General features: G+C 53.2%; 12 protein-coding genes and 3 pseudogenes. 14 read left to right on the top strand and 1 reads right to left on the bottom strand.

Annotated elements, in window-relative coordinates:
* Positions 1-981: VirD4-like conjugal transfer protein, CD1115 family (locus C814_RS11580; RefSeq protein WP_016318020.1), on the top strand; the 981-nt coding region annotated here is incomplete at its 5' end.
* A 221-nt stretch (positions 982-1202) separates the two neighbouring features.
* Positions 1203-1331 (top strand): annotated as a pseudogene (locus C814_RS22920) (Maff2 family mobile element protein); the annotation flags it as partial.
* A 154-nt stretch (positions 1332-1485) separates the two neighbouring features.
* Here C814_RS22920 and tet(40) read toward each other — a convergent pair.
* Positions 1486-2706, bottom strand: a complete 1221-nt coding sequence (gene tet(40) / locus C814_RS11570; protein WP_022788347.1) for a tetracycline efflux MFS transporter Tet(40) — start codon at positions 2704-2706, stop codon at positions 1486-1488.
* Between the two features lie 126 nt (positions 2707-2832).
* On the opposite strand from tet(40), the gene tnpA reads away from it, so the two are divergent.
* The 12 genes and pseudogenes from tnpA to C814_RS11515 all read left to right on the top strand — a co-directional run.
* On the top strand, positions 2833-3243 hold the full coding sequence (gene tnpA, locus C814_RS11565; protein ID WP_016318018.1) for an IS200/IS605 family transposase: 411 nt from the start codon (positions 2833-2835) through the stop codon (positions 3241-3243).
* 520 nt (positions 3244-3763) lie between these two features.
* A complete protein-coding gene (locus C814_RS11560; RefSeq protein ID WP_016318017.1) occupies positions 3764-4159 on the top strand; it encodes a plasmid mobilization protein in 396 nt (131 codons plus the stop codon).
* Positions 4131-5762, top strand: a complete 1632-nt coding sequence (locus C814_RS11555) for a relaxase/mobilization nuclease domain-containing protein (protein WP_016318016.1) — start codon at positions 4131-4133, stop codon at positions 5760-5762. Before C814_RS11560 ends, C814_RS11555 begins: the two co-directional genes overlap by 29 nt.
* Positions 5752-6138, top strand: coding sequence for a cysteine-rich VLP domain-containing protein (locus C814_RS11550; RefSeq protein ID WP_016318015.1), 387 nt, complete (start codon positions 5752-5754; stop codon positions 6136-6138). The genes C814_RS11555 and C814_RS11550 overlap by 11 nt, the downstream gene beginning before the upstream one ends.
* Positions 6139-6277: 139 nt before the next feature.
* A complete protein-coding gene (locus C814_RS11545; protein ID WP_155846364.1) occupies positions 6278-7003 on the top strand; it encodes a replication initiator protein A in 726 nt (241 codons plus the stop codon).
* 62 nt (positions 7004-7065) lie between these two features.
* The gene (locus tag C814_RS11540; RefSeq protein ID WP_016318013.1) at positions 7066-7920 is read left to right on the top strand and encodes an ATP-binding protein; all 855 of its coding nucleotides are present in this window, start codon (positions 7066-7068) and stop codon (positions 7918-7920) included.
* Positions 7917-8114 (top strand): transposon-encoded TnpW family protein, encoded by a 198-nt coding sequence (locus C814_RS11535; protein ID WP_016318012.1) that lies wholly within the window; start codon positions 7917-7919, stop codon positions 8112-8114. Before C814_RS11540 ends, C814_RS11535 begins: the two co-directional genes overlap by 4 nt.
* 133 nt (positions 8115-8247) lie before the next feature.
* The gene (locus tag C814_RS11530) at positions 8248-9870 is read left to right on the top strand and encodes a recombinase family protein (protein WP_016318011.1); all 1623 of its coding nucleotides are present in this window, start codon (positions 8248-8250) and stop codon (positions 9868-9870) included.
* Between the two features lie 79 nt (positions 9871-9949).
* Positions 9950-10045: pseudogene (locus C814_RS24815) on the top strand (Maff2 family mobile element protein); the annotation flags it as partial.
* Between the two features lie 73 nt (positions 10046-10118).
* Positions 10119-10988 carry a VirB6/TrbL-like conjugal transfer protein, CD1112 family gene (locus C814_RS11525; protein ID WP_004077012.1) on the top strand — a complete coding sequence of 290 codons (870 nt, stop codon included), beginning with the start codon at positions 10119-10121 and terminating at the stop codon, positions 10986-10988.
* A gap of 18 nt (positions 10989-11006) precedes the next feature.
* A complete protein-coding gene (locus C814_RS11520; RefSeq protein ID WP_016318010.1) occupies positions 11007-11492 on the top strand; it encodes a PrgI family protein in 486 nt (161 codons plus the stop codon).
* A pseudogene (locus tag C814_RS11515) lies at positions 11416-12278 on the top strand (VirB4-like conjugal transfer ATPase); the annotation flags it as partial. The gene C814_RS11520 and the pseudogene C814_RS11515, both read left to right, overlap by 77 nt.

Raw genomic sequence — 12278 nt, 5'->3', positions numbered from 1 at the left:
GAACAGAACTTCTCCACCCTGATTGAGTTTATTAACGCGATGGAGGTCCGGGAGGACGATGAGGAATACAAAAACCCCGTTGACCTGATGTTTGACGCGCTGGAATCCGAGAAGCCCAACCATTTCGCGGTGCGGCAGTACAAAAAATATAAGCTGGCGGCGGGCAAAACCGCAAAATCTATACTGATTTCCTGCGGCGCGCGGCTGGCGGTATTCGATATTGCCGAGCTGCGGGAGGTCACAGCCTATGATGAGCTGGAACTGGACACCCTGGGGGACAAAAAAACCGCCCTGTTCCTTATTATGAGCGATACCGATGACAGCTTTAACTTCCTGATTTCCATGTGCTATACCCAGCTGTTTAATCTGCTCTGTGAAAAAGCGGACGATGTGTACGGCGGCAGGCTCCCGGTCCATGTGCGCTGCCTGATTGACGAGTGTGCCAACATCGGGCAGATTCCAAAGCTGGAAAAGCTGGTAGCCACCATCCGAAGCCGGGAGATTTCCGCCTGTCTGGTATTGCAGGCGCAGTCCCAGTTAAAGGCCATCTACAAGGACAACGCCGACACCATCATCGGAAATATGGACACTTCCATCTTTCTGGGCGGCAAGGAACCCACCACCTTAAAGGAGTTAGCCGCCGCCCTGGGAAAAGAAACCATTGACACCTACAACACCGGGGAGAGCCGGGGACGGGAAACCTCCCACTCTCTCAACTATCAGAAATTGGGGAAAGAGTTGATGAGCCAGGATGAGCTTGCGGTGATGGACGGGGGAAAATGTATCCTCCAGCTGCGGGGCGTCCGCCCGTTTTTGTCGGATAAGTATGACATCACCAGGCACCCCAATTTCCAGTACACCGCCGACGCGGACGATAAGAACGCCTTTGACATTGAAGCGTTTTTGTCCACCCGGCTCAAACCAAAACCCAACGAGGTCTACGATGTGTTTGAAGTTGACGTAGACACCGAGGGCGAATAATCCCGTTCCGCGAGAAAGGAGTGATCTTATCTACCCGCCAGGGTCCCTGAAACCTGCCTCGGTTGAGGCCATTGGCGTACAAAGCGGACAGCTCAACAAAAAAATGAAGAAGGAGGATAGCCGGAATCGAGCCGCCCAAAACGCAGGGCGGTTTTGTTGTCCGGCTTTTGTATGCCTATGAACCAACACTAACCACAAAGCGATTCCGGCTAAATTAAAGTATGGAATTTTTCAACAGCGCAATCGACGTTTTGCAGACCCTCGTGATCGCACTGGGAGCCGGCCTCGGTATCTGGGGCGTCATCAACCTGCTGGAAGGTTACGGCAATGACAACCCTGGCGCGAATGCTCATGTACGGTAAAGTATCACAAGAAAATTATGTCGAATTGACAGCCGCCTCCGCTATACCGAATAAGGAAATAAAGAGTCCTCAAATTTTGCGCTACTAAATGAAGACGAGCGGAAGTAATCTCCCGCTCGTCAGTAAACTTAACTATGCCATATCAATCCCGCTTCTTTCCCGCCACCGGCACTAAGAACAGCGCGGGCAACAGCAGGAAAGCGGTACAGACCAGCCCCCAGGGTATGGACACCTGCTGGGCTACCAGCCCCACAATAGGCCCGCCGATGATCTGCCCGAAAGAGTCCAGCTGTCCGCTGGTGGAAAAGACTGTGGCGCGCATTTTCTCATCCACATGGTCGTTCATCCAGGCGGCCAGCACAGGCTCCTTGATGGTGCGCATAAGCCCCGCCAGCAGGAACACCAACAACATGAACCAAAAGCTCCGCCCCACCGCGAAGAGAACCAGGCACAGGATATACCCGGCGCTGGTGGACATGACCACACTGGTTCGGCTGACAGTCCCTTTTTTCTCCATGCGGGCGATGAGCAACTGAGAAGCCAGAATACCTAAGCCGCTGCCGATAAGACTGATAACACCGAACCAAGTGACGCTGTTCAGCGGCCCGATAACGGGTATTACCGTGTCATCCAGAAAATGAGCGGTGGAGAGCCGGTCAAAGCCTTCACTGGCAAGTCCCCCGCATAGTGTGATTGCTAAGAGCGCCAGCAACACAGGTGCGCCTTTCACAAAGCCCAGGTTGAGCTTGAACAGGCAGACAAAGTCTTTAAGCAAGCCCTGCCGTTCCTCAATAGCAGGGGAGAAGTTGGTTTCTGGCATGATGCGAACCAACACCAGCCCCAACAACAAGCACAAACTGCCCCCCAAGATGACAGGCATTTGCAGGTTTATGTTTCCCAGCAGTGTGCCCAGCACCACGCCCAGAACGCCGCCGATTTGCCCCATTTGACTGCCCCGCAGGAACACCTTGTCTATGGGTTTGTCCTCTTCCTCCGAGGCAATCCACGCCTCCAGAGCGCCGGTGATGAAGGTATCACCGCAACCCCAGACAACCTGGGCCAGCAGAACCGGCGCGAACCACGGTAGCGCACCCTCCATCAGAAAGCCCAGGCCGTAGAGGAACATTCCAATCAGCACCGAGCGCCGACGGCTATACAAATCCGCCACCACACCGGTGGGTATCTCGAACAGAAAGCAGGAGGTCTCCAGAACCGTCCCTACCAGGACAAGCTGGAAAGCATCCAGCTGCACCACCTCCAGGTGGTACACGATGGAAAGCACTGTGGACATAGAAGCCGCCAGGGAAAAGACAAATCGGAACAGCAGGTAGACAGAATATGCCTTTGAATGAAACAGTATCAATCCCCCAGCTGAGCTGGGGGAATAACAGATGCAAGTGGCGGTGAACAGAGTACCAAAAAATTACCCCCGTTGTATAATAGAAGTGGGTCTAGCAAACCACTTTAGAAACAACGGAGGTATATCTATATGGATAATAATAGTTTAGCACATAGCCGGTACAATTGCACGTACCATATTGTATTTATTCCGAAATATCGCAGGAAAGTAATGTTCGGAGAGTTAAGGAAAGATGTAGGAGAGATTCTGGGAAAGGTGTGCAAAATGGAAGGGGTAACGATCATAAAGGCGGCTACGCTTCCCGATCATGTGCATATGTATGTATCAATTCCGCCCAAGTTGAGCGTATCAAAGGCTGTAGGTCTTATTAAGGGCAAGAGTGCGCTTATGATATTTGACAGGCATCCAGAATATAGAGAGAAAGGAAACCGTCACTTCTGGGCAAGAGGATATTATTGCGAAACGGTCGGTAATGTCAACGAAGAAACGATAAAGAAGTATATTCAAGAGCAGTACGAAAGGGATAGGATGGAGCATTAAAAGAGAGCCGCTTTTAAGCGGACTACCAGTAAAGAAAGAACGGTTTGCTAGACCGCCTTTAGGCGGAAATGCAAAGGTTTTGCCCCAGGGGGGCTATCCCATTCCACCAGCTGAGCTGGTGGTTGGGCCTTTCGGCGGTGAATTTTTAGCAAAGTTAAAAGACTTGTTTCTGTTTTTGCAGTTTGCCATATGAATACCTCCGATACTGAAATTAGAACAACATGGCTGTTCTTCTTCGCGATATTATAGCAAATGGGCTTTGTGTTGTCAATGTAAAGAGAAGCGAGAGCGAGAGCGAGAGCAAGATTCTACCACAGTACCAAATTTCGCTAATCGCTCATTTTGTCCTATGGGAATCTTGTTGGGGTTGCCACCCCAAGCCCGCCTTTTTGCGGCTTGCGCCGCTTGAAAAATCCCCGAAAAAATATTTTCGGATTTTTCAAAAAACACTTCCGCTTTGCCCCCTGTTTTTCTCCTATTGGTGAGAGGGCAAACCATAAAAAGAAAGGAGTTGAAAGCCATGAAAAGATACAACACGTCCCACCGCTACCGGGTAATCAAGACACGCTTGACCGGGGAAGAATACGCCGAGTTTTCCGAGCGTGTCACCCTCTGCAAAATGAGCCAAGCCGAGTTTATCCGGCAAGCCCTTATCAAGTCAAGCATACGCCCGGTCATTACCGTTTCCCCGGTCAATGATGAATTACTCTCTGCCGTTGGGAAACTCACAGCCGAATACGGAAAAATCGGCGGCAACTTGAATCAGATTGCCCGCTGTCTGAACGAGTACGGCGCACCCTATAACACCCTCTCCCAAGAGGTAAGAGCCGCCACAGCGGAGCTTGCCGCCTTGAAGTTTGAAGTCTTGCAGAAAGTAGGTGAAGCCGTTGGCAACATTCAAACATATCAGCTCTAAAAATGCCGACTACGGAGCTGCCGAGCAGTACCTAACTTTTGAACATGACGAGTTTACCATGAAGCCCACACTGGACGGGAATGGGCGGCTTGTTCCCCGTGACGGTTACCGCATTTCCTCTCTGAATTGTGGCGGGGAAGATTTCGCCATAGCGTGTATGCGCTCCAATCTCAAATACGGCAAAAACCAGAAACGTGAGGACGTAAAGAGCCACCATTACATTATCAGTTTTGACCCCCGTGACGCATCAGACAACGGCTTGACCGTAGACCGGGCGCAAGTGTTGGGCGAGCAGTTTTGTAAAGAGCATTTTCCCGGACACCAAGCCCTTGTTTGTACTCACCCAGACGGGCATAACCACAGCGGCAACATTCATGTGCATATCGTCATAAACAGCTTGCGGATTGCCGAAGTGCCGCTATTGCCCTACATGGAAAGACCAGCCGACACAAGGGAGGGCTGCAAGCACCGCTGTACGGACGCAGCTATGGAGTATTTCAAAGCGGAAGTCATGGAGATGTGCCACCGGGAAAACCTCTATCAGATTGACTTGCTGAACGGGAGCAAGAACCGCATTACCGAGCGTGAGTATTGGGCGAAGCGGAAAGGACAAGCCGCACTGGATAAGGAGAACGCTTCCCAAGCCGCCACGGGAGAGCCGCCCAAACAGACCAAGTTTGAAACCGACAAGGAGAAATTACGGCGCACAATCCGAGCCGCCCTGTCCTCTGCCGTTTCCTTTGAGGATTTTTCCGGGAAGCTGCTACAACAGGGCGTGACCGTCAAGGAGAGCCGGGGGAGATTATCGTATCTCACGCCGGACAGGACGAAGCCCATCACTGCCCGGAAACTGGGTGATGATTTTGACCGTGCCGCCGTACTGGAAGCACTCACCATAAACGCACAGAACGCCGCCAGAGCCGCCGAAACGCCCCTACCCCAACAGGAATACCCCCGCAGCATAAAAGACCGCTTACAGCGCAACAAAGCTGCTGTAAACGCCCCGAAACAGGACAGCGTACAGCGCATGGTAGACATAGCCGCCAAGAAAGCCGAGGGCAAGGGGAAAGGCTATGAGAAATGGGCGACCTTACACAACTTGAAGCAAATGGCGGCTACCATGAGCGTTTACGAGGAATCCGGCTTTTCTTCCCCGGAGGAACTGGAAGCCGCCCTTGCCGCTGCCAGTGCCGGACTGCATGAAGTGACCGGGAAACTGAAAACCGTGGAAAGCACCTTGCAGGAGAAAAAGGACTTGCAGAAACAGCTATTGGCGTACATCAAGACCAAGCCAGCCCGTGACGGACTGCGGGCGCAGAAAACGGAGAAAGCCCGAAAAGCCTACCGGGAGCAGCACGAAAGCGAATTTATCATTTCCGAATCTGCCGCCCGGTATTTCAAGGCACAGGGAATCTCCAAGCTGCCAGCGTCCAAAGCATTACAGACCGAGATTGAGCAGCTTACCAAAGAGAAAAACGCCCTTTACAACGAGTACCGGAAGAAGAAAGCGAACGTCCGGGAATTGCAGACCGTGAAAAGCAATCTTGACAAAATATTACGCCGTGAGCCGGAACGGGGAAAGGGGCGGGAAAATGAACGGTAAACGCCCCTACATGGACTACCAGCAGTACAGAGCCGCCCGCCGTCTTGTGCATGAGTGCTGCAACTACGATAACAGCAACTGTATCTTGCTGGATAACGGCGAGCCTTGCGTATGCGTCCAGAGTATCAGCTATTCGCTTATATGCCGCTGGTTCATTACCGCCGTGCTGCCGCTGGACGGGAAACTGGAAGCCGCCCTACTCCACCGGGCAGACAGGAAACGCTGTACCGAGTGCGGCGGGTATTTTCTCCCCAAGTCAAACCGGGGGAAATACTGCCCGGAGTGCGCCGGACGCATGAAAAGAATCAGAGCCGCACAGCGCAAGCGGAAACAGAGGGATAAATGTCACGCTTTAGGATATTCCAGACCCCCGTAAATCAAGGCTTTTTTGACCGCCCTCAAAGGGTATGCGATACATTTATCCTTTATCCCCGAAAATGCCGTTTTAACTGCGTAACAGAAGCCACAGACAGGAGGTGAGAACCATAACCGAATACATCACAGCCGACACCATTATGCCGCCGTTTTTCCGATACCCCCGTTTTCTGCTGAAAATGGACTTGTCACAGACCGCAAAGCTGCTTTATTCGCTGCTCCTTGACCGTTCCGAACTCTCACAGAAGAACGGCTGGCAGGACAGCGAGGGCAGGACATACATTGTATACCCTGTTTCGGAGATAGCGGAAACGCTGGATAAAGGCAGCACCGCCATAAAAGCCGCACTGAACGAGCTGGACGCTGCCGGGCTTCTGGTGAGGGAACGCCGGGGCTTTTCCGCACCGAACCGCCTTTATGTGAAAGTGCCGCAAGTGCCAGTGGTACAGTTTTCCGACCATATGACCGCCATACAGTCGGAAAACCGACCCTCTGATAGCCGGAAAAGCGACCCTCATAAGGGCGGAAAACCGACCTTTGCGTTGGACGGAAAACCGACCCCTAACCAACTTACTATAAACAAACTAAAAGAGAACCAACTAAAAGGAGCGAGTGAGAAGCCGCCCGCCCCATTTGGCAGATATAAAAATATTTTCCTCTCTGAAAGCGAATATGCGGAACTGAAAGAGGAATACCCGGACAGGCTGGAACGGTTTATTGAGGAATTAAGCCAGCATATAGCCGCCAACGGGAAAAGCTACATCAACTATGCCGCCGCTATCCGTATATGGGCGGGGCGTGACAGGAAAGGCACGGGGAAGAAAGGAATCCCCGATTATTCCTACAAAGAGGGCGAGAGCCTTTGACGACAGAGATAGAACGCCCCGTAAACAGGGCGTAAAAAACCATGAACAAGGAGGAAGATTTTATGAGTGATTATGATAACGCCATTTTCCGGCTTGCCACGGCACAGGAAGCAGAGCCGGAGGACTACACGGGCAAGGACGGGCTTTTATATTGCGGGAGCTGCCGCCAGCCCAAAGAAGCCTACTTCCCGGAGGGCAAAACCTTTTTCGGGCGTGACCGCCACCCGAAAGAATGTGACTGCCAGAGAAAACGCCGGGAAACGCTGGAAGCCAGACACCGGGAATACAAGCACCGGGAGGAAGTGGAACGGCTGAAACGGACAGGCTTCACCGACCCGGCTATGTGGGAATGGACGTTTGAAAACGACAACGGGAAATGCCCGCAAATGCACAAAGCCTATGCCTATGTGGAGCAATGGGAACGGGTAAACACCAAGAACTATGGATTGATTTTATGGGGAAGTGTCGGCACAGGCAAGAGCTATTTTGCCGGGTGTATTGCCAATGCCCTCATGGAGAAAGAGATTTCCGTGTGCATGACAAACTTTGCCTTGATACTCAATGACCTTGCCGCCAGCTACAAGGACAGGAACGAATACATAGCCCGCCTTTGCAGCTTCCCTCTGCTTATCCTTGACGATTTTGGCATGGAGCGTGGCACGGAATACGGGCTTGAACAGGTTTACAACGTGGTTGACAGCCGATACCGCAGCGGCAAGCCGCTGATTGTCACAACAAATTTGACACTGGAAGAATTGCAGAACCCGGAGGACACCGCCCACGCCCGGATATATGACCGCCTTATGGAAATGTGTACCCCCGTCCGCATTACCGGGGAGAATTTCAGAAAAGCCAAAACACGGGAGAAAATGGAACACCTTAAAAAGCTGCTGAACGGAAAGGAGATTTGCCTATGACCGACACGCCCAAGAGAAGCACCACCACCACCGCCCGCCACCCGGATTGCGTGACAGAAGTACGCCGGGGGAACACCGTCCTTGTGGTTTCCGGCTATTTCAAACAAGGCACTACCGCCACCGCCACCGACAAGATGATGAAAGTGCTGGAAGCGGAAAGCGCAGCCGGGGGAACAGCCGCACACGCTATGTAATGCGATAAGCCTTAATAAAATAATGTGATATTTTTCGACATAAAGTAGCAAAAAGGACTGTACAGCAAGCCCCGCCCTATGGTATAATAGACCTACGGAATAGTGGGGCTGGCTGTCGGAAATGGAGGAAACCATGACAAGACAGACCACCCAAAAACTGATTACCGCCCTATATCCGAGATTGTCGCACGAGGACACGCTTCAAGGCGAATCCAATTCCATAAGCAACCAGAAGCGAATCCTTGAAGCCTACGCAAAACAGAACGGCTTTTCCAACCTCAAATGGTACACGGACGACGGATTCTCCGGGGCAAATTTCCAAAGACCCGGCTTCCAGTCCATGCTTGCCGACATTGAAGCGGGGCTTGTGGGAACGGTTATCGTAAAGGATATGTCAAGGTTAGGGCGAAATTACTTACAAGTGGGAATGTACACGGAAATGATTTTCCCACAGAACGGCGTCCGCTTCATTGCTATCAATGACGGCGTAGACAGCGCACAGGGCGAGAATGATTTTGCGCCCTTGCGTAATATTTTTAACGAATGGCTGGTGAGAGATACGAGCAAGAAAATCAGAGCCGTGAAGCGGTCAAAAGGCATGAGTGGGAAGCCCGTCACAAGCAAGCCCGTGTACGGCTACCTCATGGACGAGGACGAAAATTTCATCATTGACGAAGAAGCCGCCCCCGTGGTGAAGCAGATTTACAGCCTATGCCTTGCCGGGAACGGTCCGACCAAGATAGCCCGTATGCTCACGGAGCAGGAAATCCCCACGCCGGGGACGCTGGAATACCGCCGGACAGGGAGAACCCGCCGCTACCACCCCGGCTATGAGTGCAAGTGGGCGGCGAACACCGTGGTACATATCCTTGAAAACCGGGAATACACGGGCTGCCTTGTGAACTTCAAGACCACCACCCAATCCTACAAATGCAGCAAGATTATCTACAACAGCGAGGACAAACAGGCAATCTTTGAGAACCACCACGAGCAGATAATCGACAGGGACACATGGGAACGGGTGCAGGAGCTACGCAAGCAGCGCAAACGCCCTAACCGCTATGATGAAGTGGGTTTGTTCTCCGGCTTGCTCTTTTGTGCCGACTGCGGCAGCGTCATGTACCAGCAACGCTATCAGACGGACAAGCGGCGGCAGGACTGCTATATCTGCGGCAGCTACAAGAAGCGCACGGCAGACTGTACGGCGCACTTTATCCGCACCGACCTTTTAACCGCCGGAGTGACCGAGAACCTGCGGAAAGTCACCAGCTACGCCGCCAAGCACGAAGCCCGGTTTATGAAGCTGTTGACCGAGCAGACCGAGGACGGGAGCAAACGCCGGAACGCCGCCAAGAAGAAAGAACTGGAAGCGGCAGAAAAACGGATTGCGGAACTCTCCGCTATCTTCAAGCGGCTGTATGAGGACAGCGTGACCGGGCGCATATCGGACGAGCGTTTCACGGAATTGTCGGCAGACTACGAAGCCGAGCAAAAAGAACTGAAAGAGAAAGCCGCCGCCTTGCAGAGCGAGCTTTCTAAGACGCTGGAAGCCACGGCAAACGCTGAAAAGTTTATGAAAGTGGTACGCAAGTACACCAGCTTTGAGGAACTCACCCCTACCCTGTTACGGGAGTTTGTGGAGAAAATCGTAATCCACGAATCGGAAGCCCTTGACGGGAAACGGCGGGGGAAGCTCCGCAGACAGGAAATCGAAATCTATTACTCTTTTGTCGGCAAGGTAGAATTGCCCGACTAAAGCCCGACCCGTCCGGCAGTCAGCCGGACAGGGAACGGCAAAATTTTTTACACTTCTTTTACTTCTTTATCTCACATGAGCAAAAAGCCAGGGCATGAAACAGCTCATGGCGGGCGGCGGCGTTGCCCTCATCGGCATGGTGCTTGTACCCCTGCTCTCCGGTCTGTTCGGCTAATCCCCGCACCAGAAACACCCATACCTTTGCCCCTCCCGCAGACGCGGGAGGGGCGGAAAGGAGGTAGCACCGTATGGATTTTCTGCTGGATGCAATCACCACCTGGCTGAAAGAAATGCTGGTGGGCGGCATTATGAGCAACCTTTCCAGTATGTTTGATTCGGTCAACAACCAGGTGGCGGACATATCGGGGCAGATCGGGCAGACGCCCCAGGGCTGGAACGCGGGTATTTTCAGCATGGTCCAAAGCCTTTCGGAAACGGTCATTCTCCCCATAGCAGGCGTGATTCTGGCCTTTGTAATGACGCTGGAACTGATTCAGATCATCACCGACAAGAACAACTTCCACGATATTGAAACCGCTGTGTTTTTCAAGTGGATATTCAAGACCGCCTGTGCCATCCTCATTGTCACCAACACCTGGAATATCGTGATGGGCGTGTTTGATCTGGCCCAGGGCATCGTGGCCCAGGCTTCCGGCGTCATCGGCGCGGACGCTTCCATCGACATTTCCTCCGCGATGGCGGATTTGGAGCCAAGGCTCATGGAGATGGATTTGGGGCCGCTGTTCGGGCTGTGGTTCCAGTCCCTGTTTATCGGCCTTACCATGTGGGCGCTGACCATCTGTATTTTTATCGTCATTTATGGCCGTATGCTGGAAATATATCTCGTCACCTCGGTCGCGCCGGTCCCGATGGCCGCTATGATGGGCAGGGAATGGGGCGGCATGGGGCAGAATTACCTGCGTTCCCTGATGGCGTTAGGCTTTCAGGCGTTCCTCATTATGGTCTGCGTGGCAATCTACGCGGTCCTGGTGCAGAACATCGCCACCGACGAGGATACGATTGCCGCCATCTGGTCCTGTGTGGGATATACAGTCCTGCTCTGCCTGACCCTCTTTAAGAGCGGCAGCATGGCCAAGGCGATCTTCCAGGCCCACTGACGAAAGGAGTGTGCAAAAATGGCTTATGTACCCGTACCCAAAGACTTAACGAAGGTCAAGACAAAGGTGGCCTTCAACCTCACCAAACGGCAGTTAGTCTGCTTTGGCGGCGGGGCGCTGATTGGCGTGCCGCTTTTCTTTCTGCTTCGGGGGCCAGCCGGGAACAGCGCCGCCGCCCTGTGCATGATGCTCGTTATGCTGCCCTTTTTCCTGCTGGCGATGTACGAGAAGAACGGCCAGCCGCTGGAAAAGATCATCGGCAACATGATCCGGGTATCCTTTCTCCGGCCCCGGCAGCGCCCCTACCAGACCAACAACTTCTATGCCGTATTGGAGCGGCAGGACAAACTCGACAAGGAGGTGTATGACATTGTTTACGGCAAAGAAAAACCGGACAAACGGCAGAGCGCCGGAGGGCGAAGGGCCAATGCCGGTGAAAAAGAAGCTCTCCCGCGCGGATCGGAAGCAGATCGAAGCCGCCATTTCCCGCGCCAGCCGCACTGACCAGAAGGGGATTTCCGCGCAGGACAGCATCCCCTATGAACGGATGTGGCCGGACGGCATCTGCCGCGTGACCGGCTGCTACTATACCAAGACCATTCAGTTTCAGGACATCAATTACCAGCTGTCCCAAAACGAGGATAAGACCGCCATCTTCGAGGGCTGGTGCGATTTCCTCAACTACTTTGACAGCTCCATCCGGTTCCAGCTGTCCTTCCTCAACCTGGCCGCGTCCCAGGAAACCTTTGCCCGGTCCATCACCATCCCGCCCCAGGGGGATGATTTTGACAACATCCGCAGCGAGTACACCCAGATGCTGCAAAACCAGCTGGCAAAGGGGAACAACGGCCTGATTAAGACAAAATACCTGACCTTCGGCATTGACGCGGACAGCATCCGGGCGGCAAAGCCCCGGCTGGAACGGATTGAAACCGACCTGCTCAACAACTTCAAGCGGCTGGGCGTAGTGGCGGAGCCGCTGGACGGGCGGGCGCGGCTGTCCCAGCTGCATGGCGTATTCCACATGGATGAACAGGTTCCCTTTTCCTTTTCGTGGGACTGGCTGGCCCCCTCCGGCCTTTCCACCAAGGACTTCATCGCCCCCACTTCCTTTGAGTTCCGCACCGGCAGGCAGTTCCGCATGGGGAAAAAGTACGGCGCGGTCAGCTTTGTGCAGATTCTCGCGCCGGAATTGAACGACCGGATGCTGGCGGACTTTCTGGATATGGAAAGCTCCCTGATTGTCAGCCTCCATGTGCAGTCCTTAGACCAGGTAAAGGCCATCAAGAC

Origin of the sequence: Anaerotruncus sp. G3(2012) (genome assembly GCF_000403395.2) — a bacterium.
Taxonomy (GTDB): Bacteria; Bacillota; Clostridia; order Oscillospirales; family Ruminococcaceae; genus Anaerotruncus.
Note: the sequence above shows the minus strand (reverse complement) of the source record. Positions and strands in the feature narration are given on the sequence as shown.

Bases quoted from the DNA above. Each gene is read 5' to 3' on its own strand.
- C814_RS11525 (WP_004077012.1), top strand. From the start codon at position 10,119: ATGGATTTTCTGCTGGATGCAATCACCACCTGGCTGAAAGAAATGCTG.
- tnpA (WP_016318018.1), top strand. From the start codon at position 2,833: ATGGATAATAATAGTTTAGCACATAGCCGGTACAATTGCACGTACCAT.
- C814_RS11520 (WP_016318010.1), top strand. From the start codon at position 11,007: ATGGCTTATGTACCCGTACCCAAAGACTTAACGAAGGTCAAGACAAAG.
- C814_RS11540 (WP_016318013.1), top strand. From the start codon at position 7,066: ATGAGTGATTATGATAACGCCATTTTCCGGCTTGCCACGGCACAGGAA.
- C814_RS11535 (WP_016318012.1), top strand. From the start codon at position 7,917: ATGACCGACACGCCCAAGAGAAGCACCACCACCACCGCCCGCCACCCG.
- C814_RS11550 (WP_016318015.1), top strand. From the start codon at position 5,752: ATGAACGGTAAACGCCCCTACATGGACTACCAGCAGTACAGAGCCGCC.
- C814_RS11560 (WP_016318017.1), top strand. From the start codon at position 3,764: ATGAAAAGATACAACACGTCCCACCGCTACCGGGTAATCAAGACACGC.
- C814_RS11530 (WP_016318011.1), top strand. From the start codon at position 8,248: ATGACAAGACAGACCACCCAAAAACTGATTACCGCCCTATATCCGAGA.
- C814_RS11545 (WP_155846364.1), top strand. From the start codon at position 6,278: ATGCCGCCGTTTTTCCGATACCCCCGTTTTCTGCTGAAAATGGACTTG.